This is a genomic window from Legionella parisiensis (assembly GCF_001467945.1).
Classification (GTDB): Bacteria; Pseudomonadota; Gammaproteobacteria; order Legionellales; family Legionellaceae; genus Legionella; species Legionella parisiensis.
Map to the genome: position 1 here is coordinate 475,762 of NZ_LNYQ01000013.1, position 24,134 is coordinate 499,895.

Consider the following 24,134-nt stretch of genomic DNA (forward strand, 5'->3'; position numbering starts at 1 on the left):
TCTTAACCCTCAACCTTATTCAAGCGCCACGAAGCTATCATAGGAAGTGTATTATCCAATACATGTTTGCGACAGAAATTTCGACGAATTTTGCCGCTGGTTGTATGCGGCATGGCTTTAAGCGGGATAAAAATAATATGATGAATTTCAAGTTGATGGGTTTGATAAACCAGTTCAAAAATACTATTGAATAAAGCATCTTGCTCTTCAGGCGACATGAAGCGGTTTTTTATCTCACACATGACCGTGAGTTCATATTCCTGTTCAGTTTGCATGACAAAAGCAGCGCACTTACCTAGATACTTATGGATTGGGGCATGGAGAATAGAATATTCTATGTCTTGCGGATAATGGTTTTTTCCATAGAGAATGATCAAATCTTTAATGCGGCCAGTCACATATAACTCCTCTTCATGTACAAACCCCAAATCCCCTGTTCTTAAATACAATTGATTGCTTGGATCATTAGCAATTTTACCATGAAACGCATGATGTGTTTCCTCATCCTGTTGCCAGTATCCCTGAGCTACACTGGCACTATGTACCCAAATTTCACCAATCTGTTCATTATCACAAAGCATACGTGTTTTTGGATCCACAATTTTTACTGTTTGAATAAACTGACCACAACTGACTAAATTGTGACTCTGTGGGTTTTCCTCCTGAGCAAAATGGACACGATGAGCATGATACTCTTCTTTAACCAAGGAAAGCGTTCGGTATGTAGCTTCGGGAATAGTTCCTGTCACTAATAAAGTAGCCTCAGCCAAACCATAACAAGGGTAAAAGGCTTTTTTACGAAAACCATAATTTTTAAAGGCTTGATAAAAATGCTCTAATGTTTCTTTTCTAATGGGTTCTGCTCCATTTGATGCAATTCGCCAGCAGCTTAAATCAAGACCATGTTTTTTTTCTTCTTTAATTCGTTTCACACAATAATCGTAAGCGAAATTGGGGCTGCCACTGATGGTTGCTCGGTATTTACTAATGTTTTGTAACCAGGAAAGGGGATTTTGTAAAAAAGAAAAAGGAGACATAAGATAGGCTGGTATGCCCGCATAAATAGGGGTCAGAATATAACCTATTAATCCCATATCATGATGCGGCGGGAGCCAGCTGAAGGATATAGTTTCTTCATTTAATTCAAACGCAGTGTATATCTTTTGGATGTTATCCCGTAAATTGCCGTGCGTGATAATGACTCCTTTCGGATGCATCGTGGATCCTGATGTGTACTGTAGAAAAGCAATATTATGTTCGCGAATAGTGGGTGGTTGCCAAAAAGCACTTATGTTCAGTTTCATACTGTCTATGGCTAAGCATGGAACTTTATCTAAATACGGTTTTCCTTTGTAATCCAGGGTGGCAAATTTAGCTAGATGATTAGCCGTCATCATCGCGAGCACCGGTTTTGCATTGCGGATGATGCGATGTGCTTTATCTAGTAATTTCGCTTGTGCGGGAGGATATATAGGTACAGCAATGCAGCCCGCATAAAGGCAGCCAAAAAAAGCTTGGATTAGGGGAAGCCCGGGGGTAAATAATAATAAGATCCTATCGCCAGGTTTTGCTCCCTGTGCCTGTAATTCCGCTGCAATGGCTCTTGCCTGTTCATCCAATTCAGCATAGGTCATCTTTTCTTCTAGATTTCTATTGATAAACGTACAACTTACTTTTTCTGGTGTATGCAGTGCTCTGCGGTGAACCGCATCAATTAGGGATACGCCTTTGCAAAGCTCTTTACTCATCAGGCATCCCTATGGAATTGCAAGACTTGTCCTGCATAAGAGAGCCCCCCGCCTACACTCATCATGAGTATTTTTCCAGGTTTATCAAAAATTTTTTCCTCTACTGCTCTTGCCAAAGAATAAAGAACAGAAGCGCCGCCAATATTTCCAATCGTATCTGAATCCCAAATAATTGCCTTGTGACTCATTTGGTACTCTTGAAGAAGTTGAGTAATTAATTTGCGATTTACTTGATGAGGAATAATCCATGTGATGTTATTTTTGTCTTCTTCTGTTGGTAATAAATGATCCAGGATTTGCTTGTACTTAGCATAGGCCAGTTCTTTCATCAGTGATTCATCGCCAATCAAATGGTAGCCTGTGGTGTCGATTTGCTCTTTGGTAGGGGGAAAAACACCTTGCGTGGTAAAGGCTTCAACGTATTTTCCCTCCGTGGAAAAAAATGTTTTTTCAACCGCGAATGCACCGGTTTCCTTTTTTTCCATGAGCAATGCTGCTGCTCCATCGGCTAATCCTATCCATGTTTTTTCATTTTCAGGATCGATTACTTTGGACAAAGTTTCGGCACAACTGACTACCACATTCGCGTAACCTAATGTCATTAAGGCATAGCCAAGATGAAGTGTCGCTAAGGATGTCGAACAGCCAGCTTTTAAATCATAAGCAGGGGCATCTACGCCTAAATTCCCAAGAACCGCCGCTGCTTGGGACCCTGTAAATCGTTTATTAGTAGTTGATCCTAATAGAAGCGCATGTATTTTTTTTGAGTCATAATCGGCAAACAGTTTTTGTACTGCTTCAGTAGCTAATGATTCAGCAGTCAACTCCCTGGAGTCATCTAAAGATTCCCAAGGTTTATGACACCAATAACGGGAATAAAAACCAAATTCTTCACCGATTTTTTCAGCAAATTTTTCTAAAAAAGATAAAGAGTGACCGGATGTTCGTGGAAAGTTTTGTAAAATTTCCAGATTGGTAACAGGGGGAGAGTCTGGAAGAACACGAGTTGCTGCTGTAATATCAAAACGGATGTGGGGATACAAAATTTCCATACGTTACCTTTAAATTGTTTTTTCGTTTGCTTTTATTTCGATTACACTATGAGTTCAATGAGCCTAAAATTATAGATGTTTTTTTAGGAAAATTGACCATGGTAATGACGAAGTGTATATTTTATATTAATTTTAATAAAAAGTTGAGTGCAAATATGTCCTCATCGTCTGTTGATAAAACCACGATAAAATGGATAGAAAATCTTATCGATGATCATAGTTTTCTGCCATTACTTCCAGATTATGCCATAAATAATCAGTCTCATTTGCAATTTGGGGCTGAAGTGATTACGGGTTTAGCTAAAGTAAATCAAAGACCCGTAGCCGTATATGCTCATAATAATTCCGTGAACCGAGGATATATTACCAGCCAAGGCGCAAAAAAAATTCTACGACTCATGGATAGGGCCAAAGATTTACAGATTCCCATCATCGCTTTTTTAGCGTCTCCCGGTATTTCTTTGGAAGAAAATTTATTAAGCGGTGATGAATACACGAAAATTATCGCACACAACATCAACTTATCTGGTATGGTTCCGCAGTTTGCCGTGCTTGTTGCGCCAACTCTTGGTGCGCCTGCTTATTCTGCAGTATTGATGGATTTGCTTTTTTTTAACAAACATCGTAGTTATCTGATGGTCACCAGCCCTATGGTAGTGCGACAAGCAATCGGTGAAAAAGTCAGTATGAGTGAATTGGGTGGTAGCGCGATGCATGCGAGTACTACAGGGATTGCTGATTTTGTCGATGACAGTATCAGTGCGCAAATTAATCATGTTAAAACCATGCTCAATTTTTTTCCGTCACATAGTGGAGAATGTCCTCCTCTACATTCTGTTCAGGAACCTTTGCAGCCCTTGCCCAATATACCGGCTGATCCCAGAGTGCCATTTAATATGCTCGAATTGATTCAGGCGATTGTGGATAATTCTGAAATATGGCAATACAAAAAGTCCTATGGGCAGGCTATGATTTGTGCATTTGTCCATATTCACGGATATGCAGTGGGTATTGTTGCAAATCAGAGTATTCGGTTTAGTGGGGCCATTGATTCAGATGCAGCACAAAAAGCAGCTAAATTTATTCGAATATGTGATGCATATCGTATTCCAGTGCTTACTTTAATTGATGTTCCTGGATTTATGCCTGGAAAACGTGAAGAGCAAAAAGGATTATTACAGTATGGAGCTAGGTTATGTGCTGCGATGCAAACTCGTGTATCTAGGATGAGCGTGATTGTTCGTAAATGCTATGGAGCTGCAGCATTTCTAATGATGCAAACTGCATCTCAACAAGGAGATCTTGTTTTGGCTTTAGAGACTGCAACCCTTGGAGTGATGGGCAAAGAGACTACGAAAAAAGTTCAAAGTACTGATGGGCAAGCATCTGTTGAGATGAAACAACCTGCATCTGATGTGCAGAATCTTGATCCTTCTTTAGCGGAGGCTTATCTATCTGGTTTAATCGATGAAATTATTGCCCCTCAACAAATACGAGGTAGATTGGCCCAATATTTGGAGTATTTATCTCGCAAAATGAATGATCTGCCGATTGCGCGACATTCTATTGTATAGAAATACGTTCTCCCTCAGATAGAAGGATTATTATGTCTTCTTACCATGATTTGCTGCAATTAATTCATTCATTCGAAACTTATCTGGGGAATCCTGCAAAACAGGATACCCCAGTCAATTTTCAAGAGGTCTTGCATTATGATGAGCAAGAGGAACTTGCCTGGCCGCAAATCAGATTCATACAGGAGTGGGGATTTATGGAGTACCTAATCCCTCAACATCTTAACGGGCAGTTTGTTTCACTCGATGTCGCATTTTTTTTAGCAAAATCACTATGTAGACGTGATTTAACTGTCGGTATTGCCTTAGGTTTATCATTTTTGGGAGCCTTACCTCTTTGGATAGCCGGAAATGAACGTCAGAAAAAAGATTTGGCAGCGTCTTTACGTCGAGGCGACATTACTGCATGTGCTTTAACCGAAGAAGATCATGGTTCTGATATCATGGCGAATGAAGTAGTTGCCCAACCTTGCAAGAATGGATGGGAGCTATTCGGGAGAAAATGGTGCATTAATTTCGCTACTCAGGGGCAGAGTGTGACTCTTCTGTGCCGTACTCATGCTGGAGGAGGCCCTTTAGGTTTTTCTGTTTTTTTTCTGGATAAATCGGCTCTATCGGGTTTTATGCCAACGCCCAAACTCCCTACGCTTGGGGTCAGGGGATTGGATATCAGCGGTTTTTCTTTAGACAAGGTTTTTTTGCCTGATGATGCATTGATTGGGGGAAAGAAGCGGGGTTTAGAAATCATTTATAAAACGTTACAGGTTTCTAGAACTCTCTGTGCTTCTTTTTCTATTGGTGCTGCAGATACTGCTTTACGATTAGCGCTTTCTTTTAGTCTACAGAGGCAGTTGTATGGGAAGACGGCATATGAAATTCCTGTAGTGAAACAAAGATTGGGGGAACTATTTGCTCAGTTATTGATAGCAGATTGTAGCGCTTTAATAGTGGCCCGTGCCGCTTCGGTGCTCCCTGAAAAATTATCTTTTTGGTCTGCCATTATTAAATTCCTTGTTCCTAAAATAACTGAAGGAATTGTCGAGGAATGCAGCATCGTGATGGGTGCACGCTCCTATTTACGGACAACACAGTGGGCTATGCTGCAGAAAATCAGACGAGATATTCCGGTGGTGGGTTTATTTGACGGAAGCAGTCAGGTCAATTTATCGGTGATTGCAGGTAGTTTAGTGCCCCAAGCTGGAATGAGAGGAAGTTGCTCCTCAAACCAGTTACAAAAAATGGAACATATTTTTAATCTCAATTGTATTTGCCCAGAGCTTTCTCTGAATCGCTTAGGTCTTTTCACTATTGGCGAAGACGATATTTTGGCTGGTATATCTGTTCTAAAATCGAAAAAAATCAGCCCATTAATCACAGCGATTCGCAGTGAGATAAAGCGTTTGGATCACCAAGTCATCGCATTGCAAGAGCAAAAACAATTTGACCCGCGCAGTTTGGCTGCTTTTCGTTTGGCCGAGCACTATTGCTGGATTTTTGCAGCAAGTTGTTGTGTTCATTTTTGGCATCATAATCAGGAGTTAATGGATAAAGTATTATCGGGCTTGGACTGGCTTAATTTGGCAATTCAATTCATTCTTAATAAATTAAACGGGCGAGTAACTATTGAGCCTAAGTTGCAAGAGTCTATTGCGGAGCATTTAGTTTTGTTTTATGAACACCATAAGATGTTTTCTGTGGTTCCTATTAAAATACCTGATTAACCCGGAGAATTCAGTGCCTTTAGCTTGCGTAGCAAGCATCACTGCTTTTTCCAGGTTAATGCACCTCGCCAACTTTAGTTTTTGAGGTTATCATTTCGTATCGTATTCATTTTGGTTCGTAATGAGAATGAATTGGAAAAGAAGATTAATCGCACTAATTACCCGAAAAAAATATCAAGCTTTTATTGAAGATACCAAATACCCCGAACGTTCCCTTGAAAGGCTGTGGAATCAAGAGATTGTGCCTTTGTTAAAAAAATCAGCTTATTGGCATCCTTTATTACAAAATTTCCAAACTTTAAGTCTGAATAATTTTCCAATTACAACTTATGAAGATTATGAAAAAGATCTTTTGGCTGCACAATATAGTCTTATTCAGCCCTTAAATGGGGAAAAATTGATTTTTTGGTCAGAAACTTCAGGAACAGCAGGTGTTCGAAAATTTTTTCCGATTACTGAATCTTTTCAAGCACAGTTTCAACGCACCATGCCTCCTTATATTTATACTCTGACTCAGAACTACCCAGGGTTGTTTCAAGAAAAATTACTGTATTTGGCTGCCGTAGATTCTCATAAAACGTCACCCGCAGGCATTCCTTCTGGTTGGATTAGCAATTTTAATTATCGTAATTTACCCTCTTTTATTAAACGTTTTTATGCGATACCAGATCAAGTATTCGACACTACCGAAGTCTACACCCAATGGTCCGCTTTGTATGCCCTGGCCTCAGATCTTAGCGCTATATTCGCAGTCACTCCTATGGTTATCGAGGTTCTTTTTGAGCGTTGTCTTAACAATTTTAAGCATTTCTTACCCTATTTATTAGGTGAAAAGAACGTTCCTGACTTTTTACCACCGCTCCAAGTGACGAAGAAACGGCAGCGTTATTTGCTCCAATTGGCACAGCAAGAACCAGGGTCGTTCAAAGAGTTTTGGCCATCATTGACTGTAGTCGGATGCTGGATTTCAAGCATGTGTGAATATCCTGCGCGTCAATTACAAAAATTGTTAGGGCCTGGTATTGAGATAGTCGATGGCACTTATTCCGCTACAGAAGGATGGCTTACTGTTCCAATTGACAATCAGAGCGGGGGCTTTTTGCATCCTGGTGCACATATTGCTGAGTTTATTGAGGAAGGTAAGGCCATTAAAAAAGAGAACCTTTTACAATCTTGGGAGTTAGAGCAAGACAAAAATTATGAAGTTTTTCTAACTACAGCCATGGGTTTTGTTCGTTATCAATTAAAAGATGTAGTGAAATGTATCGGCTTTTTAAATAAAGCACCAAGACTTGAATTTTGTTATAAGACACAGATGCTTAAATTAGAAAATTGTTCTGTTTCTGGGCAAGAACTGCAGGAAATGTTGAGTGATATTTCTTTTGATGTAGCGCCGCATTGGTATTTTGCCCGTAATAGCTTGGGGAACAGAATTGTTTTGGTTACGGACGATACAACTCAAATATCGGATTCTATATTAGTAAAAATGCACGAACGTTTAATACAGATTAATGAGCCTTATGCCCATGGAGTGAGCACTAACGAAGTACTGCCCATGGTTTTATTCCAATTGCCCAAAGATGAGTTATTAGCGGATAGTCATGCGCAGACCAAACCGAAGCTCATATCTCAGCAAGTAATTACGGAAAAATAAATTCGGCCTCCGTATCATTTTTGATAATTTGTTATGATTTCACCTTCGCCAAACTATTATAAAAAAGGAACATTATGTTATGACTGAGAAGAATAAAACCAAGGCAAAAAAAACTCCAGAAAAAACTGAATTAACTACCTCTATACTTCTTATTATTGACCTGGTATCCATCTTATTCAGTTTGATGCCTAGTGTTGTTGCATTTAGCTTAACAGGTTTATTTATTTATCATGGCTATACATACACCTGGTTGGTTCTTCCGGCAGCCCCCTTTGTTTTATTTGCTGCTTTTATCATGATAATCGCAGGAATTAGATTGTGTCTGCCACGCTTAAAACCAGGCCGGTATAAACGTGAAATGAATCAAATGACTATTGCCTGGTTTTGTCATTTTGCTCTTGCTCGTTCTGCTAAAGTGGTGGGTTTAACTCCTTTATTGCAAACATTTAATGTGATTAAGTTTTTTTATTGGCGTGCATTGGGTGCCAAAGTTTCCTTTCACATTGTAAATTCTTTTGATATAGATTTTGTTGATTGTCCGTTAATCACTATAGGAAAAAATGTCACTCTTGGTAGTGGGGTGTCAATTAGTTGTCACTCTGATGTAGGTAGCTTGCTTTTTCTTGCCCCTGTAATTATTGAAGATAATGTTTTTATAGGGATGTCGACTGCTATTGGTCCAGGAACGACCATTAAAAAGGGATGCTGGATTGGTTATGGCAATACATTTGTCAATCAGGTGGTTGAAGAAAATACACGATTTGGTAATCTCAGGCCGACTCCAGATATAGAATAAAAAATATGAATCCTTCTCCCTGACCTGTAGTGCTACCACTAAGCTCTATCCTTGCAAGCACGCTCAGTCATGTACTTGAGCTTTGTCTCGAACTTAGTGGATGACGCTATATTATTGGGCGCCTACCTGAAAGATTATTGGCATATAAGGAAGATTGAACAAAAAAAGAACAATTATAAAATACAATGCAGAACTAATGTTACCTATCCGTACCCATTTTTGCTCCAGATTTTCAGGCAGCCAGGCCGTGATTGCATAAGTCAGGCTGTATAAAATCCCCGTGATGATACAAATGACGACATTAACATCCACAGAATACGATTGAAAAATTTTATAAGTCATCATTAAAACTAAAAACAATAAAATCACTCGATAAATGCGTAATAGTAATTTCAGCCACGATGGGGCTCCTGACTCCACACTTCCATCTTGAAAGTATGCGTTAAAAAATATAATTCCCAATACAGCTAATGGAATTAAAATAAGGAGGGGATTGACGTATTCTTCACCGCCACTGATAAAATGGCTTAAATAAAGAATAAAATACACGATACTAATCAATGCCAAGAAAGGAAATAAGTAGTACATCATCCTTAACAGTAGAAAGCGCAAGCTATAGATAATCCTGATGTTTTGCTGACCAACCCCTAATCCAATAAAAAATAAAGTAACATGGGAAATCAATTGAAAATGGACGTTGTTGGAATATAAATTCCATAAAAAATCATTACCTACTGTTTTGAAAATAAAAGCGCCTAACAGGATAAGTATGTTGGCTAAAGCTGCAAATAGAGAAGCAACAAAAAGCAGAAGAATAGTATTCCATACCGCGGCAAATAAGCTGTTATAATGGATACGCCAGGTATTGTCATGATGGAATGCGTAGTGAAATGAATGCCCCACATAGACAAATAGCGGGAAGGCCCCCAGAAATGTGATCCAATGCTCAAGATGTATGGATGTATAATGAGCCTCTATAGGAAGCAGGGGTAACGACAAGAATAGAGCAATAATGAAACTGCTTGCAATTAAGCGAAAACTATTTTTTTCGTTATAAGCCAAGCCATACAAAAGGGCAAAAAGACTAATTAAAATGTAATCAAATAACTTAGTAATTTCATTGCGAAATAATCCATCAAGGGCGAAGCCAAGGAGTAAGCCAATTAGAGTAAAAAGATAAATTCCTTTTTTTGATGGCATGCTGTTTCTCCATAGGTATATAAATTTAGAATAGCTGATTTTAAAAACACTTGCATTATTTCGCTGATATCATTCGTTTTTTTCAATTTATTAGGTCCCCTGGAACAATTAAGTCAGTATTATTGTTTTATTTTAATTTGCGTTTTTGTAGAATGGACTTTAGGGATCTATTAACTAATTCGTTGAGCCCACTATGCTGAGTAAAAAGGAACGTTTCAAACAATGGCGTGGTAGTAAATTCCATGCAGAGCAAAAGGCTCTCAACTCAGCGTTGCTTATTAGCAATTACGTTAACTCAGCAGATAATCTTGAAGTCATCAAAGCGAATGCGCAGATAAAGTATAACGAATTTAATCAATATAATGCTCGCGCATGGGGAACAGCTGTTTTTGTGAAGCTTTTTATCGATGAAGCAATTGAACAACTACCCGAGACAGCCGATAAAGAAATAGCATTGCTGACTCATTCCAGCGAAGTCATCGCTACTTTATATGATAACTGGAAAGATAATACTACAGGCAATCTTTTTGCTTTAATTGGAAATATTGAAAAATTACTTGCTTTGAACAGCATTCCTTTTACTGATAAAAATCAATATAAAACATTTCTTCTCTCTGCATACATGCTGTTTCATATTATCCAAATAGCAATTGCCCAAATAGAGAGGGATTGGAAGGCGCAAATTGTCGTTTCTTTTCTTGTGGATCTTGAAAAAATCAAGCCTAAGATAAACTTTTTTTTATTGCAAGTAGAGAAAAGAATGGGACAGTTAACGTCAGAGCAAACAGTAAAAAACACAAACGATATTGTCCCCGATCCTTTAAAACCCGTTAAAGATCTCTTGAGTAAACGTTATCTCAGAGTATTAGGTATTATTGGTCCTTTGAGCAGCGTAAAGCATCAAGGAGCAATAGGTTTTCCTCATAATAAGCGACCTGCTCCAGGAGGGGCTAGGTTTCACCAGGCAGAGAAACCTATAAGACGAAGCATTCATGACAGCCTTGCAGCACTTGAAGCAGATATAGACAGAGTTTTATCAGGTATTTTCAGTCTCATTGAACTGCGGAATAAAAAGGCAGATTTTGACGCCAAAATAGAGGCGGTAAATAAACTGCTTTTATTTGCAGAGGAAAATGATAAAAAAATCACCGGCAGAAAAGATTTTTTAGATTTTATAGGAGAGCATGCTCAGTTATTTCAAATACTTTTAGAAATTACAGAAGAAAACTCAAAACAACAATTGCTCGAAAAAATAAAGCAATTAAAAGCTATTGTTGAATGTCCTGATCTGTCTTCAGAAGTGCTGCAGCGAGTGAGCTGGGTGGCTTCACCAATACAGGTTGTTTATCGAACTACCACACCCCAGGTATTGCAAAGCATGATTGCAGGCACTCTTCCAGTTACCTTGGATGGCACTTGCAAAGCGGGGCTTAAAGATTTGGCAAAAACCTGTTTGCTAGACTTACGAGAAAAACTAAAGAAAAAAGAGCACCAAATTACAGCCATAAATAACCGTTTTTTTAACCAGGATGAAGAGTTAAAACTGTTAATCGCAAAGGAAAGTTCTGAGCGGCTTGCTGCGTTACAAAAAGCAAGTGAGGTAATGAAAGAATCGGTGCAAGCTATCTCTAGGTTGCTTCATACTGTAAAAGAAAATTTATTTTTTCTTCAGGATCTTCAGGCAAAGAGACAAACCTTGAGCGCATTCATCGAACTACATGATGGTTTTTTCGTGAAAATTTCTAATTTTCTAGCTCAGTACTTCTCCTTTTTTAAAACTAAGACTGCAAAAATGATTGATGATGCTGCTGCATGGAAAATTAAAGTGGATGGGTTAATAGGTGAGTATAAAAATATTGTGGATCAGGGCATACGCCAAATTGAGTTAATTCCAAATTTGGACGATTCGATTAAAATTCAAATAAAAAGCCAGTTCGTTGCCGAAGAACAGCGGCAGATACGCAGAGAAAAATCAAATCACATAAATCCAAACAAGCGCAACGTACGTTTGTTAATGAACAATTTATCGCATTTGTTTGCTGCAAAAACCAAACCCCTTAGAGTGCAAAATGAACTCGACGAAGAGCAATCTATTTTAGTTTGTCTTTAATTGATCGATATGTTGTGTCTAAAAAAGTTCATAGGGCATTTCCCAGATTATATTTGAGATTATTGATGCAGCATTTTGTCGTTACATTTTTCTTTATATCGTTTAGAAGAAACTGAGTTGCGTGTGCTTGAATTTCCTGAGCTCTCAACGAAATAAAGTTCTTGATTTTTCTGCACGCCATGTTTAAAGTTCGATCAAACCTAACTACATTCAGGAGGATAAAAAAATGGTAGGTTTTTTCAATAAGGAAAATAAATGGCGTGCAGCCATGCAAGTTACAAATGGCCTTTTTCTCGCTATGACCGCATATAAGATGTTCTCAGATCCGGAAACTGTTTGGGAAAATGGTTTTGAGATAGCAATGCTTGCTCTTAACATAGTTACCTTCAGTAGAAATGATAATGCATTAACCAGTATAGGAAATGCTGCTCTTAATTTTACTGGTTTGGGTACTGCTTATGCGGGAGCGACATTGGGTTGTTCTGCGAATTCGCTCACGGAGAATGTAGGGAATGCTCTGTTGCATCTGACCAATGCAGTAACGAGTATTTGTTACAAATATGAACCAAATCAGGACGCTCCTAAAGAATCTCTAGTAAAAGCAATGTGACTAATTGTGGTTGGGCTGTAAAGCCCAGCGTTCTTTATGTATCCAAACTATCTAAAAATAAATCACTCCTTATCTTTTAAAATTATCAGTTGTGATAGAAAATTTGAGCTATATTAAAAATACAGGATTTGAACAATTATAAAAAGGACAAATCATGAGTGCTCTCCTGCTATTATTTTTAGCAGTAACTGTAACCTCTTTTCCGCAATTGCCATTAGAGTTACCTCATACACAAGCAATTAAGAGCGATATTCGTTTCATCAGCGAAATAACACCTTTTTCAGAGCCAGAGCAAATTAACGACCAATCATTAAATGTTATTAAGATGCTGTTGACTCATGAAGCTCCGAACTTAAATCCACTCGTGATTGATAAGGTACTCACTACCCTTAGGTGTGCTACTGCATATAATGTGGATCATAATAATATTTTAACCATTATCGATTATTCTTTACCTTCAAATGAAAAGCGTTTTTGGGTGTTTGATTTAAAAGCAAAAAAATTATTGTTTCATACTTACGTGTCGCATGGCATTAAATCCGGTGCTTTATTGACCAATTTCTTTTCTAATAAATTCAATAGCAAAGCAAGTAGTATTGGGGTTTATCAAACACAACAAGCTTATTATGGTCGAGATGGTCTTTCATTGCGTTTGGATGGTTTAGACCGTAATTTTAATGATAATGCATCGGGTCGAGCTGTTGTAATGCATTCTGGGTGGTATGTGGAAGAACACTTTATTAAAAGATATGGCAGGCCTGGGCGAAGCTGGGGATGCCCGGCACTTCCTTTGGAGACCTCCCAAGCAATTATTAATACCATAAAAGACAAGTCTTTATTAGTTATTTATTATCCTAGTGATGCGTGGTTTGCCAAATCAAAATTTTTAAATTGTGATAAAGCACCCACATCTCAATACCCGGATTCTTTGACCGTTCAAATACCTGATGCCGCACCTGATGAACAACGTGATGCTATTTTATTTGTAGGTCGCGGATATAAAGGCAGCAAACAGGCAGAAACCAAACCTGTTACAGTTATTTCTTCAGATACCTATGAACGGGTATTTCATACCACAGCACCATTGACACGGATGCTACGACGTCAGATTAATAACGCAGAATACATTGCACTGAATGCACAAGAGCTGTTTTATTTGTCCAATAACGCCAATCCAGATGGCACTGGTCAAGAGGAGGGTATTAATGCTATTCGTTTTGTAATACCAGTTCTAAAAGTAGTACGGGGTGGCTATTATGAGACGCAAATGCAGTTTGTCAATTTAGGTAAAATCAAGGCAGTTAAAATCAATGGTGCTTTAGCCAGAGACAATTCTCTTGCCAATAGCTTCACTGTCTATTTCGAGGGAAACTCATCGGTTAATTTAAATGCACATAATGAATTTATCCGTTGGGTAGGATTGTAGGAGCTGTATGCCTTTGTGCAGTGAAAGAAAGCCCAGGAGTATATTATTTTCCTGGGCAATGTCTCAGTAAGCAGGTTACTTTGACTCATTTTTCGAGTCTTCCAGTTCAATCCACATTGCATTTAAGATAGCAAAACAACAGGCCAGTCCAGTACCCAAAATCCAGGAAAAATACCACATAATTACCTCCTAATAGGCTGTATCTTGATTTTTAGCAATTGTTTGTTCTGTTATTTTTCCGCGTAATACGCGGTATACCCAAGCGGTATAAAGCAAGATTATTGGTAATAAAATAACAGTAGCTACTAGCATGTTAAACAAAGTTAATTGACTTGATGAGCTATCCCAGACCAGCAAGCTCTGTTCAGGATTAGACGAAGAGGGCAGTATAAATGGAAACATACTGACACCTACAGTGGCGATAATGCCCGCAACCGAAAGGGCGCTGCAAATGAAGGCTGTTTTGGCATGTTTAGCAGCAATGAAGGCTGATAATGCCGCAAGCATACCAACCCCTGGGGCAAATAAAGTGATGGGCAGCTCGCGATAGTTAAAAAACCAGGCATTTGCAAGTCGAATAGCCGTTTTGTAATGTGGATTCGATGGACCATCATGAGTTAAAACTCCTGTCACACTATAACCATCAATGCCATAATGAAGCCAAATTCCAGCGCCTATAAAGATAAATAAGCTCAGGAGAGCAGATATTTTTCCTGCAGTTCTTGCTCGCTTTTGGATGCGATCTTCTGTTCTTAAGTTAAGGAAAAAAGCACCATGCATGGCAAGCATCAAAACCGATAGCAACCCACACAGCAGGGCAAAAGGGTTCAACAAATCAAAGAAGCTGCCGGTGTAGAATGGGCGTAAATATTCATCAAAATGAAAAGGAACACCTTGTAATACATTGCCAATGGCAATACCAAAAATAAGAGCAGGGACAAAGCCGCCTATAAATAAAGCATAATCCCAGAATGAACGCCATTGGGGATTCTCTAATTTTGAACGGTATTTAAAACCAACGGGACGTAAGATTAACGCTAATAAAACCAGAAGCATTGCAAAATAGAAGCCCGAGAAAGAGAGAGCATATAAGGCTGGCCAGGCAGCAAAAATGGCACCGCCCCCAAGAATAAACCAAACTTGATTTCCTTCCCAGGTTGCGCCAATACTATTAATTAGTATGCGTCTTTCTATATCTGTTTTTGCAAGCCAAGGTAGCCACATAGCAACACCTAGGTCAAAACCATCCATGACTGCAAAACCAATCAATAATAGACCAAGCAGCAGCCACCATATAATTCGTAATGTTTCATAGTCCAAGGGCATAATGAATCTCCTAGTGCGCCATATTATCAGGACCAAGACGGATGTATTTAGCCATCAAGAAAATTTCAACTATGGCAAGAATTGTATAAAAGAGGATGAATCCGCTTATTGATGTTAATACTTGGTTAGCGCTTATGCTGGATGCGCCCATCGCAGTAGGTAAAATGTCCTGGACTGACCAAGGTTGACGTCCATATTCTGCAACTACCCAACCTAGCTCTGCAGCAATCCAAGGCAATGGTAGTGAAAAGAGTGCTATTCGCAAATACCAACGCGTTGTATGTAATTTACGTTTCATGGACAAGTAGAAACCCGTCGCGAATAATAAAATAAAGAAAAATCCACACGCTACCATGATCCGGAATGAGAAAAATAAAGGCGCGACTCGAGGTTTCAGATCATGTGCTGCCTGGTTAATTTGATCTTCAGTGGCATCAACTACTTTTTCAGTATATCTCTTCAAGAGCAGGCCGTAACCTAAATATCTATTGTGTGCAGTAAAATCAGCTTTTGCTTGCTCGTCATTAGGTTTTTTTTGTAATCGGGTTAATGCTTCATAAGCAAGCATACCTTCTTTGATTCGTTCTTTTCCTTGTTCGATCAATTCAGAAATACCCATCAGTGGCTCAGTGAAGCTGCGTGTTGCAATTAAACCCAATACGTAAGGGATGTTTATTGCATAATCAGTTGTCATTGTTTCTTCATTGGGAATCCCAAAAACCGTAAGACCAGCAGGAGCCTTTTCGGTATGCCATAGGGCTTCTATTGCTGCAAATTTCATTTTTTGACTTTCATTGTCAAGATGGCCGCTTTCATCACCTAATACCACTACAGCTAGCGCAGATGCAAGTCCAAAGCTTGCCGCTACTGTTATTGAGCGTTTTGCAAATTGGATGTTTCTTCCGCGTAATAAAAAGTAAGCGCTAATGGATAAGACAAAAATTGAACCTGTAACGTAACCAGCACTAATAGTATGAACAAATTTGGCTTGGGCAATAGGATTAAACAGGACCGCAACAAAATCGGTAACTTCCATTCGCATCGTGTGGAAATTAAATTCCGCTCCAACAGGATTTTGCATCCAACCATTAGCAATCAAAATCCATAATGCAGAAAGATTTGTTCCTAAAGCAAGTAACCAGGTACAAAACATATGTTGCAAGCGACTTAATCTGTTCCAACCAAAAAAAAACAAACCGACAAAAGTGGCCTCTAAAAAGAAAGCCATAAGTCCCTCAAGAGCCAGCGGAGCACCAAAAACATCACCAACATAATGAGAGTAATAGGCCCAGTTGGTACCAAATTGAAACTCCATAGTCAGTCCGGTAGCTACACCTAAAACGAAATTAATGCCAAAGAGAACTCCCCAATATTTAACCATCTGTCGCCAAATATCATGGCCTGTCATTACATATACTGTTTCCATAATCGCTAAAATTAGCGATAAGCCCAATGTGAGAGGAACAAAAAGGAAATGATAAAGGGCGGTCAGGGCAAATTGCAAACGGGAAAGATCAACCAGGTCACTACCAGGAATCATTGCTCACCTCACATGTCGTATACTGTATTGATAAAAACCTTGCTAAAATCTTTTTGTAATCTTTAAAAAAGCATTAGGGATTTTCTTGGTTCATTTTTCTTTAGCAAGAATATGTATTTTTTGTTGGCTGGTACCTAACAGCCATTGCTCATTGCTTTGGTGTGATCTTCGCACATCCTTAAAGCAAATTAACCATAGTAAAATCAATAAGCTAAACTTGATAATCAAGGTTATTAGAATATCACGAGTTAGTGGCTTAATCATGTTCTTTAACCCCGTTTTTCTTGATCTAACATCCCATATTTTAAGGATTTTGCGATGTATGAGGCCTTTTGAAAAATTTCCTTGGCAGCATCCCAAGGCAAATGATTTACCGCTTCTTCTTGGAATAAATTCAGCCAACGGACAAAATGTGTTTCCTCAATTTGGATGCGTTGTTTTAATAGGGTATGTTTTTGATAGGCATTACCGTGATACTCATTAGTTTTCAACATAATGCTATTCCAAAATTGGCAAAGCAGGGGGATATGTTCATCCCAGTCAATCTGTGCTGTATCATTGAAAATTGGACCTAGGATCTCATCTTGTTGTACTTTTTGGTAAAAATGAGTCACTAGTTTTTCGATATGTGTTTTATTCAGCTCAGTCATAATTACTACTACCTGCTGATACAAATGAGGTAATGATAATAAAGTTTCATTTTAAATACAACTTTAAAGTAGTACCAAAATTTATTATTTCTTTTCCGCATAAATTAACTCAAGTAAAGCCTGAGCATTATTACGTTTTTCATCTTTAGCGCTGTATAACAAAGTTACAGTTTGACTTTTTGCTTGAGTCGTGATCGTTGTGATGTGTGCCTGCTTTTTTGTGAGTTCTTGGGCATAGCGTTTTTTAAACTCTTCCCATTTATTAGGTTCATGATTAAACCATTGGCGTAGCTCGTTGCTTGGGGCAACTTCCTTTAGCCATAAGTTTATAGCGGCAGTCTCTTTTTTCACTCCACGAGGCCATAATCTGTCAACCAATATTCTATATCCGTCTGATGAGTCTGGTTCGTCGTAAGTTCGCTTGGTTTTAATTTTGTACATCGAGATTTTCTCCTTTAGGAGTAAGGTTGACTAAGGGGTAGAGTTCAACTTTATTCTGAATAATATCTGCCAAGCTAAATTGTTCCAAAATCGCAAAAAAGGCATTTTGTGCATCAATGAGAATTTTTCGTAATTTACAGGTGGAGGTGATGCAACAATTTGCTTCTTTATTAAAACAAGGTACTAAATCAAAGTGAGGTTCAAGTTTTAAGACTAGCGTTTTGAGATTAATTTCTGCAGGATTTTCAGCCATGATAATGCCACCATTTTTTCCCCTAATTGTTTTAACAATTCCTAATTTAGATAAATTATGGATTATTTTTATGAGATGATTGTGTGAAATAGCATAGGCTGTAGCAATGTCCTTAACGGTACATGTATTTTGTTTTATCGCAATATAAATTAAAGCACGTAAGGAATAATCAGTAAATTGAGTAAGCTGCATTAATTACCCTAAATGTGAAATTGGAACTTATTATTTCTTTTTATCAGGTGTATTTCAAATATGGATTTTAAAGTAACAAAAACTTAACAAACCTACTATTTTTAAAGCGAGTTTACGTTATAATTAAACGTATAGTATTAGAAAACAGGAAATAATTATGAGCAGAAATTCTATGAGTAGTATCATACGTACAGTAGTTTTTGCTCTTGGCCTATGTGCTGCTGGAGCAAGTTTTGCACATGGTGGCTGGCATGGTGGTTATTATCGTGGCGGTGGTTGGCACGGCGGCTATTATGGTGGCGGTGGTTGGCACGGTGGCTATTATGGTGGCTGGGGTGGAGCCGGTTGGGGGGGACCTGCTGTTGTCATTGGAGTTCCTTACTACAACGATTATTACTACCCTGAGTGTCAATCTGTTCGAGTATGTAATCAATATGGACATTGTTGGTATCAAGATTCCTGTTATTAATTAAAGTAGTTGCACTTTTTAGCCTGCGACCTAGATTGCGGGTTTTTTATTTTTTAAAATCCCATAATATGTGATGACTAGTGGTTGTTCCATGAGATGCTTTTTCTCAAAGAAATATTACTATTTTAAAAATTGTTTAAAAACAATAAATCTCTTAACTTCTACTAAGATAGAAAGTTCATAGTATCCATAGGTACAATTGATACTATTTGGCAGTGATAATGGTTTCATTCGTATTCCCAATGAAGGTTTAATTAAATTAGAAATTACCAATTTAAGTACTTATCCTTAAAAACGGGATGAAATACCCTCAATTGGTGAGAAATGCAGTTCTATGTTACCCGCATCCAAGGCCACATTTTTATTATCACAGATGATTGATAGGGGTTATTGAGCTAAAGTGTTGTATTAGGCAAAAAATGATTTTGCAATCGTATGGGATGATGTGTTTTCTGCAATTAAAACAACTTTTGATCGCAATCAATTACTTTCGTAAATCAACCAACTTACATATCGTCACTCCCTCCTTCTACAATGCCATTACCTTTATGGTCCTGAGCAGAAAAGAGCAACGAAATTGAATCGATTCATTTGTTGTTTATTTTATATACATATGTTGCTTCGTTTCTCGAGTTCCAATATTAAGGCTACTTGCGAGTCTCGCATACTAGGTGTATGTTGAATAGGAATGGATTGTAAAGTTGGGAGTTGAAATGGAATCAACGATCGAAGTTATTGGCTATGTTGCCTGTTGCCTTGTTTTAGCGACTTTCTATGTCAAAAGGATTTTGACATTACGTCTTATCGCAATCTGCTCTAATGTAGCATTTATTCTTTATGCTCTTGGGAGCACGCTCTACCCGATTTTTGTTTTGCATTCGTTATTATTACCGTTGAACTTGTATCGGATTTTTGAAATAAAGAGAGGCTCGTTCTGCGCTATTAATAGTTCGCCGGAAACCGGGGTGCCCATGGAGGAAGTAAATGGTTAAGAATATGTAAATAATAGCCGCAAGAGTCAAAACAGAGAGGGCTATTTGCTATTATTAAAAATTAGATCATGATGATCCTAATCGGTGGAAGAATATGCCCAATTTAAAATACTCAGATAGCAGCAGATTTATATTACAAGCTCTATCGCTTGCGCCAAACAGTATAGGCATGAGAAAACAGGAAGCTTCCAAGCGCGAGACACTGGATTTACTATCAAATGAGGAAGTAATTGCGGATACAACGTCAATGAACCTGTTTGACTTGGAAGAAATGCTCGAGTTTTTATCTTTTGGCGATGATGGCGAACAAAGTGCAAAAATAATTCGGCCTAAACCCGGTCTTTTATTGTACAACGAAAAAGATATTCAGGAGATTATCCGGATTCTGAAATTGGTTTTTGATCAATTTAAAATTGCTTTGGAAAATAAAGGGGTGCCAGTAGATAATTTCACGGTAACTCAGAATAAAAATGAGTTAACTATAAGTAATGCTTTTATTAAAGAGCTTATTAGTAAAAACTTATTTCCTAAAGCGTATGCCCCTAACCAGGCTCCAGAAAACCAACCCACTCGTTTAACACCTTATACTACAACACCAACACCACGTAGTCACAATGAGGAAGAACAAGATGAGTCTGCGAAGGAAATGGAGTATACATCAGGAGTAGATAGCGCCTTTAATCCATCTCCCTTTTCTTTTTCATTGACCAAGCTTTTTGGCCGGTGATCGCAGTACCCTGAAGGCAATCTAAAAATTCTTGCTCTACTGTTGCATCCAGTTGCAAATAGAGTTTTGAAACCCTTATTGTGTGTGGCCTGGATGAAGATAACCGTAGCCCATGTTTTCAGATAGTTCGTGTAAAATACTAAGGCTACGTTTTTTTATTTTTCTGTTCATGCTCAAGAAGCCATTGCTTCCGTGCTATCCCCCCGCCATAACCCCCTAAATTACCGCTGGAATTAATGATTCGATGACATGGAATAATTATCGACAGCGAATTTGCGCCATTTGCATTGGCAACGGCTCTGTATGCAGTGGGTTTTCCTAATGCCTGAGCTTGTTCGGCATAACTTCTTGTTTCTCCATAGGGAATAAGCGTTAAAGCATGCCATGCCATTTTTTGAAAGGGGCTGCCTAGCATTTGTATTGGGGTATTAAAGTGCTTCAGAGTTCCTGAAAAATATGCTTTAAGCTCTTTTTCAATGGAGCGAATTGGCGAAGTTTCTCCTGGAATAATGGCTGCTTTCATCCTCTTTCTTAGTCGCTCTATTTCACGCTCTAATCCTCTTCTATCAACGAACTCCAAAAGATATAACGCTTCTTCATCAGCTACTGCAAGCACTGGTCCAAGAGGTGAGTCGAACCAGGATGCTTTCAAAACCATAGAATGTTTTTCCAGTTGCGAAGGGGCCGCACCCATTATTTTAGAAAAAGCATCTCGAAAACCGCTTCCGGATTCGTATCCTACATTAAGTTGTGTTTCAAGCACTATTGTACCCTCACGGATTTGTTTCATGGCTATACCCATTCTTCTTGCACGTGCATAAGCAACAAAAGTCATGCCAAAACGCTTTTTAAATTGCCTGCGTGCAGTTGATGTATCAACTCCTAATGCTGCAAAGTCTCTGTCCTTCCATCTCTTTTCAGGGTTTGCTTCTACAGCAGCAATCAATTTTTGAATTAAATTGGAAGCTTGATTAGGATAGGACAATGGCTGGCAGCGAATACACGGTCTATATGAAGCAAGGAGTGCTTCTTGGACTGTTTGAAAGAATTCACAATTTTCAAATTTTGGTTTTTTGGCTGGACAGGTAGGTCGACAAAATATTCCGGTTGATTTAACTCCAACATAAAATACACCTTCATAGTTAGAGTCTTTCGTAATCAATGCCTGGTAATATTCTTTTTCCGCTTTATTAGTTAACATGAATCGCTCAATCAGTTACTTCAATAGTTACTATAGCGTTTTTAAAAAAAAGTGCGACCGAAATTCAGGCATTGAATTTTAATGGGAGTATTTTTGCGCTCCAGTATTTTGTAGCCAGGGTGAAATGAAAGCTGGAATTAACACGTTCATCCCAGCCAAGAAAAACGGGGTTTCGCTGTACTGTATTTTGCTTAAGTTACATCAAGACCGCTAAAACAAATAGGTTTTTTTATTTTCCCTTTGGCGGGCAAGACAAGTTGTACCATGCCACACTGATCTGTTCTAAAAAAGGGAATATTCAATGATTTCATATTTGCCAAAGTCTTTGCATGAGGAAAGTGAAAACGATTATCAAAGCCTAAAGAGGCTATGGCATACTGTGGTGCAATTTCAAGTAGAAATCGATAAGAAGAGGAGGTTTTACTGCCATGATGAGGGACAATTAAAACATCAGAGGCAAGCCTTTCTCGATAAGTTCTTATTAAATAATCTTCAGCTATTTGTTCAATATCTCCTGTCAATAATACTTTTCCGGCTTTGGTGCTTTGTAGAATGCACGAGTTGTTATTTTTATTCTTAAAGTGAGCTGTAATCGGCAAGAAACGAAAATAAACACTATCCCACTTCCACTGAGGGTAATTATGACATGTCACACCATGCCCATAGTAATGAGGATCATTGACTAATAACAGATCCACGGGTATCGCTTGTTCAAGCGAATGGAGTCCGCCACGATGATCTTTATCTGGATGGCTAATGACTATAAAGTCAATTTTTTTTATTCCTAACGTTTTAAGATAGGGTAAAATCACCATTTTCCCTAGATCATTTCCTTGAAAAAATCGATCTCCAGTATCATAAACCAGAGTATGCCGTTTGCTTCTAATGACAATTGCCAAACCTTGGCCAACATCCAAAATATCAATTATTGCTTCTCCTGGTGAGGGTACAACACGGGGTGGAAAAAATGGGAGTAGTATCCACAACAGTGCAATCCATTGAAAAGGTTTAATTGGCAATAGAACCCATATCAATAAGGCCCCCATTAAGATAACAACCAAGCCAATATGAGAAATAGACCAATCAAGGTTCATGACTGCTAAATGTTCAATTAAATATAATCCTTTAAATAGCAAGACAACAAGCAAGGATAAGAGTTTCATTAAGGGGGCAGCAACAGTCCATGAGCAAAGTGTCATAGTGATTAATGCTAAGGGGACGATCAAAAGACCAACTAGAGGAATAGCAAATAAATTTGCAATAAAGCCATTAATTGAACCATAGGAGTACCAGTACAGGGTTAAAGGCATGAGCCCAATTAAGCAGCTTAATTGTAAAGCTAAATTTCCTTTGTAACCCTTTAATCGCCAACGTTGTTGGGTTAAAAGCAAACACGCCACTGCAAGAAATGAAAAATAAAATCCTTGCATAAATACTGCATGGGGTTCGATACATAAAACGCCAAACAAGGCGTAACGCCATACTTGCCAAGTCGAAAAACGTTGTTTTCCTAAGCAGTAGAGGGTGTAAAAAAAACACCCAATTAATGCTCTTTGTACAGGTGGAGCAAATCCTGCTAGAAAGGCATAGGATAAAGCAGCTAAAAGGCCACTAACACTGGCAACATAAGGAGCCGGGATAAACAAACAACAGCGGGAGCTTTTAGACCATAGCCAGCGCACTAGCCAATAAATCATCCCCGACACCAATGCAATGTGTTCTCCTGAAATCCCAAAAAGATGGGTTGTGCCTGTACGTCTGAATAAATCCCAATTGTGTTGGCTAATATGGGTCGTTAAATTTAAAGTTAATGCCTCTACAACTCCTGCAGTGGATTGATTGGGTGCTAATTGGCTGAGTTTATTTCCCAAATGCTCACGTAATAGAAGCCAATTAAAACACGACTGTGATTCCGGGAACAATTGATTGTTTTTGGAGAGAATATAACCAGTCCATTCGATGTGACGTGCGGCAAGCATGCCTGCATAATCTGCACTTCCAGGATTAAGATAGTTTCGAGGCTTTTTTAATTTAACCGTGAATTGCCAACGTTGGCCTACGTGTAATTTTGGAGCATTGTTATACCAGGATAATTGGATTAATCCTTGTGCTGGGTGATGATTGAATTGTTCAAGGGCAAATAAAAATTGTGTTTTGGTAAAATCTTGGTTTGGAATTGATGCAATTGTTCCTTGCACTGTTACTTTAGGGAACACGGTACCATTGGGTATTCCTTTATCTGAAACAAGGGCTTGATGCAATCCTGCTAACGTAACCCCTAAAATAAAAAACAAAATTAACGAGTACTTTGGGCTGAGGAAAACAAAGAGCAAGCCAATTAAGAGTAAAGAATGATTAAAGGTATATAGATAGAGTATGCCTATGAAAAAGCAAAAAATTTCCATTTTATTTTTAAGTTGGACTTTCCGTTGACTGTGATAGTAGAGAATCG

General features: G+C 38.4%; 22 protein-coding genes. 10 read left to right on the top strand and 12 right to left on the bottom strand.

The window, feature by feature from the left end:
- Positions 1 to 2: 2 nt before the first annotated feature.
- Both Lpar_RS08200 and Lpar_RS08205 read right to left on the bottom strand, forming a co-directional pair.
- The gene (locus Lpar_RS08200) at positions 3 to 1,748 is read right to left on the bottom strand and encodes a fatty acyl-AMP ligase (protein WP_058517486.1); all 1,746 of its coding nucleotides are present in this window, start codon (positions 1,746 to 1,748) and stop codon (positions 3 to 5) included.
- Positions 1,748 to 2,800 (bottom strand): 3-oxoacyl-ACP synthase III family protein, encoded by a 1,053-nt coding sequence (locus Lpar_RS08205; protein ID WP_058517487.1) that lies wholly within the window; start codon positions 2,798 to 2,800, stop codon positions 1,748 to 1,750. The genes Lpar_RS08200 and Lpar_RS08205 overlap by 1 nt, the downstream gene beginning before the upstream one ends.
- 155 nt (positions 2,801 to 2,955) lie before the next feature.
- Here Lpar_RS08205 and Lpar_RS08210 point away from each other — a divergent pair, with 155 nt between their 5' ends.
- The 4 genes from Lpar_RS08210 to Lpar_RS08225 all read left to right on the top strand — a co-directional run bounded on the left by Lpar_RS08210 (position 2,956) and on the right by Lpar_RS08225 (position 8,545).
- Positions 2,956 to 4,374: an acyl-CoA carboxylase subunit beta gene (locus tag Lpar_RS08210; RefSeq protein WP_058519210.1), complete on the top strand. Its 1,419-nt coding sequence runs from the start codon at positions 2,956 to 2,958 to the stop codon at positions 4,372 to 4,374.
- Between the two features lie 32 nt (positions 4,375 to 4,406).
- Positions 4,407 to 6,095 (top strand): acyl-CoA dehydrogenase family protein, encoded by a 1,689-nt coding sequence (locus Lpar_RS08215; protein ID WP_058517488.1) that lies wholly within the window; start codon positions 4,407 to 4,409, stop codon positions 6,093 to 6,095.
- 127 nt (positions 6,096 to 6,222) lie between these two features.
- Complete coding sequence (locus tag Lpar_RS08220) at positions 6,223 to 7,749, top strand: GH3 family acyl-acid amido synthetase (RefSeq protein WP_058517489.1); 1,527 nt, start codon at positions 6,223 to 6,225, stop codon at positions 7,747 to 7,749.
- A 79-nt stretch (positions 7,750 to 7,828) separates the two neighbouring features.
- A complete protein-coding gene (locus Lpar_RS08225) occupies positions 7,829 to 8,545 on the top strand; it encodes a DapH/DapD/GlmU-related protein (RefSeq protein WP_058517490.1) in 717 nt (238 codons plus the stop codon).
- Between the two features lie 111 nt (positions 8,546 to 8,656).
- On the opposite strand, the gene Lpar_RS08230 is transcribed toward Lpar_RS08225, so the two are convergent.
- On the bottom strand, positions 8,657 to 9,745 hold the full coding sequence (locus Lpar_RS08230; RefSeq protein WP_058517491.1) for a hypothetical protein: 1,089 nt from the start codon (positions 9,743 to 9,745) through the stop codon (positions 8,657 to 8,659).
- A gap of 193 nt (positions 9,746 to 9,938) precedes the next feature.
- Here Lpar_RS08230 and Lpar_RS08235 point away from each other — a divergent pair, with 193 nt between their 5' ends.
- The 3 genes from Lpar_RS08235 (at position 9,939) to Lpar_RS08245 (ending at position 13,891) form a co-directional block, all read left to right on the top strand.
- Complete coding sequence (locus Lpar_RS08235; protein ID WP_058517492.1) at positions 9,939 to 11,855, top strand: hypothetical protein; 1,917 nt, start codon at positions 9,939 to 9,941, stop codon at positions 11,853 to 11,855.
- A 226-nt stretch (positions 11,856 to 12,081) separates the two neighbouring features.
- Positions 12,082 to 12,465: a hypothetical protein gene (locus Lpar_RS08240; RefSeq protein WP_058517493.1), complete on the top strand. Its 384-nt coding sequence runs from the start codon at positions 12,082 to 12,084 to the stop codon at positions 12,463 to 12,465.
- 154 nt (positions 12,466 to 12,619) lie between these two features.
- Positions 12,620 to 13,891 (top strand): murein L,D-transpeptidase catalytic domain family protein, encoded by a 1,272-nt coding sequence (locus tag Lpar_RS08245; RefSeq protein ID WP_058517494.1) that lies wholly within the window; start codon positions 12,620 to 12,622, stop codon positions 13,889 to 13,891.
- A gap of 75 nt (positions 13,892 to 13,966) precedes the next feature.
- Here the strand turns inward: Lpar_RS08245 and cydX are convergent, their stop codons facing one another.
- The 7 genes from cydX to Lpar_RS08275 all read right to left on the bottom strand — a co-directional run bounded on the left by cydX (position 13,967) and on the right by Lpar_RS08275 (position 18,293).
- Positions 13,967 to 14,071 carry a cytochrome bd-I oxidase subunit CydX gene (cydX, locus tag Lpar_RS08250; RefSeq protein ID WP_058517495.1) on the bottom strand — a complete coding sequence of 35 codons (105 nt, stop codon included), beginning with the start codon at positions 14,069 to 14,071 and terminating at the stop codon, positions 13,967 to 13,969.
- Positions 14,072 to 14,080: 9 nt separating this feature from the next.
- Entirely contained in the window at positions 14,081 to 15,217 is a 1,137-nt protein-coding gene (cydB, locus tag Lpar_RS08255) for a cytochrome d ubiquinol oxidase subunit II (protein ID WP_058517496.1), read from the bottom strand.
- 10 nt (positions 15,218 to 15,227) lie between these two features.
- Positions 15,228 to 16,757, bottom strand: a complete 1,530-nt coding sequence (locus tag Lpar_RS08260) for a cytochrome ubiquinol oxidase subunit I (RefSeq protein WP_058517497.1) — start codon at positions 16,755 to 16,757, stop codon at positions 15,228 to 15,230.
- A 90-nt stretch (positions 16,758 to 16,847) separates the two neighbouring features.
- Positions 16,848 to 17,021 (bottom strand): cytochrome oxidase putative small subunit CydP, encoded by a 174-nt coding sequence (gene cydP / locus Lpar_RS19080; RefSeq protein WP_165482428.1) that lies wholly within the window; start codon positions 17,019 to 17,021, stop codon positions 16,848 to 16,850.
- Positions 17,022 to 17,026: 5 nt separating this feature from the next.
- Positions 17,027 to 17,407: a group III truncated hemoglobin gene (locus tag Lpar_RS08265; RefSeq protein WP_058517498.1), complete on the bottom strand. Its 381-nt coding sequence runs from the start codon at positions 17,405 to 17,407 to the stop codon at positions 17,027 to 17,029.
- Between the two features lie 84 nt (positions 17,408 to 17,491).
- The gene (locus tag Lpar_RS08270) at positions 17,492 to 17,848 is read right to left on the bottom strand and encodes a DUF488 domain-containing protein (protein ID WP_058517499.1); all 357 of its coding nucleotides are present in this window, start codon (positions 17,846 to 17,848) and stop codon (positions 17,492 to 17,494) included.
- On the bottom strand, positions 17,835 to 18,293 hold the full coding sequence (locus Lpar_RS08275; RefSeq protein ID WP_058517500.1) for an RrF2 family transcriptional regulator: 459 nt from the start codon (positions 18,291 to 18,293) through the stop codon (positions 17,835 to 17,837). Before Lpar_RS08275 ends, Lpar_RS08270 begins: the two co-directional genes overlap by 14 nt.
- A 157-nt stretch (positions 18,294 to 18,450) precedes the next feature.
- On the opposite strand from Lpar_RS08275, the gene Lpar_RS08280 reads away from it, so the two are divergent.
- From Lpar_RS08280 to Lpar_RS08285, 3 genes are all read left to right on the top strand, one after another.
- Positions 18,451 to 18,762: a hypothetical protein gene (locus Lpar_RS08280; RefSeq protein WP_058517501.1), complete on the top strand. Its 312-nt coding sequence runs from the start codon at positions 18,451 to 18,453 to the stop codon at positions 18,760 to 18,762.
- Between the two features lie 713 nt (positions 18,763 to 19,475).
- The gene (locus tag Lpar_RS18465) at positions 19,476 to 19,754 is read left to right on the top strand and encodes a hypothetical protein (RefSeq protein ID WP_082650424.1); all 279 of its coding nucleotides are present in this window, start codon (positions 19,476 to 19,478) and stop codon (positions 19,752 to 19,754) included.
- Between the two features lie 94 nt (positions 19,755 to 19,848).
- Positions 19,849 to 20,481, top strand: a complete 633-nt coding sequence (locus Lpar_RS08285; protein WP_058517502.1) for a hypothetical protein — start codon at positions 19,849 to 19,851, stop codon at positions 20,479 to 20,481.
- 145 nt (positions 20,482 to 20,626) lie between these two features.
- Here the strand turns inward: Lpar_RS08285 and Lpar_RS08290 are convergent, their stop codons facing one another.
- Together Lpar_RS08290 and Lpar_RS08295 are read right to left on the bottom strand one after the other, a co-directional pair.
- Positions 20,627 to 21,682 carry a bifunctional transcriptional activator/DNA repair enzyme AdaA gene (locus tag Lpar_RS08290; protein ID WP_058517503.1) on the bottom strand — a complete coding sequence of 352 codons (1,056 nt, stop codon included), beginning with the start codon at positions 21,680 to 21,682 and terminating at the stop codon, positions 20,627 to 20,629.
- Between the two features lie 191 nt (positions 21,683 to 21,873).
- Positions 21,874 to 24,087, bottom strand: a complete 2,214-nt coding sequence (locus tag Lpar_RS08295; RefSeq protein WP_058517504.1) for a DNA internalization-related competence protein ComEC/Rec2 — start codon at positions 24,085 to 24,087, stop codon at positions 21,874 to 21,876.
- Between the last annotated feature and the right edge of the window lie 47 nt (positions 24,088 to 24,134).

What these genes read in the sequence shown, in the direction of transcription:
- Lpar_RS08205 (WP_058517487.1), bottom strand. Translation starts at nt 2,800, where the DNA reads ATGGAAATTTTGTATCCCCACATCCGTTTTGATATTACAGCAGCAACT.
- Lpar_RS08240 (WP_058517493.1), top strand. Translation starts at nt 12,082, where the DNA reads ATGGTAGGTTTTTTCAATAAGGAAAATAAATGGCGTGCAGCCATGCAA.
- Lpar_RS08270 (WP_058517499.1), bottom strand. Translation starts at nt 17,848, where the DNA reads ATGTACAAAATTAAAACCAAGCGAACTTACGACGAACCAGACTCATCA.
- Lpar_RS08220 (WP_058517489.1), top strand. Translation starts at nt 6,223, where the DNA reads ATGAATTGGAAAAGAAGATTAATCGCACTAATTACCCGAAAAAAATAT.
- Lpar_RS08210 (WP_058519210.1), top strand. Translation starts at nt 2,956, where the DNA reads ATGTCCTCATCGTCTGTTGATAAAACCACGATAAAATGGATAGAAAAT.
- Lpar_RS08275 (WP_058517500.1), bottom strand. Translation starts at nt 18,293, where the DNA reads ATGCAGCTTACTCAATTTACTGATTATTCCTTACGTGCTTTAATTTAT.
- Lpar_RS08295 (WP_058517504.1), bottom strand. Translation starts at nt 24,087, where the DNA reads ATGGAAATTTTTTGCTTTTTCATAGGCATACTCTATCTATATACCTTT.
- cydP (WP_165482428.1), bottom strand. Translation starts at nt 17,021, where the DNA reads ATGATTAAGCCACTAACTCGTGATATTCTAATAACCTTGATTATCAAG.
- cydX (WP_058517495.1), bottom strand. Translation starts at nt 14,071, where the DNA reads ATGTGGTATTTTTCCTGGATTTTGGGTACTGGACTGGCCTGTTGTTTT.
- Lpar_RS08225 (WP_058517490.1), top strand. Translation starts at nt 7,829, where the DNA reads ATGACTGAGAAGAATAAAACCAAGGCAAAAAAAACTCCAGAAAAAACT.
- Lpar_RS18465 (WP_082650424.1), top strand. Translation starts at nt 19,476, where the DNA reads ATGGAATCAACGATCGAAGTTATTGGCTATGTTGCCTGTTGCCTTGTT.
- Lpar_RS08200 (WP_058517486.1), bottom strand. Translation starts at nt 1,748, where the DNA reads ATGAGTAAAGAGCTTTGCAAAGGCGTATCCCTAATTGATGCGGTTCAC.
- cydB (WP_058517496.1), bottom strand. Translation starts at nt 15,217, where the DNA reads ATGCCCTTGGACTATGAAACATTACGAATTATATGGTGGCTGCTGCTT.
- Lpar_RS08265 (WP_058517498.1), bottom strand. Translation starts at nt 17,407, where the DNA reads ATGACTGAGCTGAATAAAACACATATCGAAAAACTAGTGACTCATTTT.
- Lpar_RS08260 (WP_058517497.1), bottom strand. Translation starts at nt 16,757, where the DNA reads ATGATTCCTGGTAGTGACCTGGTTGATCTTTCCCGTTTGCAATTTGCC.
- Lpar_RS08245 (WP_058517494.1), top strand. Translation starts at nt 12,620, where the DNA reads ATGAGTGCTCTCCTGCTATTATTTTTAGCAGTAACTGTAACCTCTTTT.
- Lpar_RS08280 (WP_058517501.1), top strand. Translation starts at nt 18,451, where the DNA reads ATGAGCAGAAATTCTATGAGTAGTATCATACGTACAGTAGTTTTTGCT.
- Lpar_RS08235 (WP_058517492.1), top strand. Translation starts at nt 9,939, where the DNA reads ATGCTGAGTAAAAAGGAACGTTTCAAACAATGGCGTGGTAGTAAATTC.
- Lpar_RS08285 (WP_058517502.1), top strand. Translation starts at nt 19,849, where the DNA reads ATGCCCAATTTAAAATACTCAGATAGCAGCAGATTTATATTACAAGCT.
- Lpar_RS08230 (WP_058517491.1), bottom strand. Translation starts at nt 9,745, where the DNA reads ATGCCATCAAAAAAAGGAATTTATCTTTTTACTCTAATTGGCTTACTC.
- Lpar_RS08290 (WP_058517503.1), bottom strand. Translation starts at nt 21,682, where the DNA reads ATGTTAACTAATAAAGCGGAAAAAGAATATTACCAGGCATTGATTACG.
- Lpar_RS08215 (WP_058517488.1), top strand. Translation starts at nt 4,407, where the DNA reads ATGTCTTCTTACCATGATTTGCTGCAATTAATTCATTCATTCGAAACT.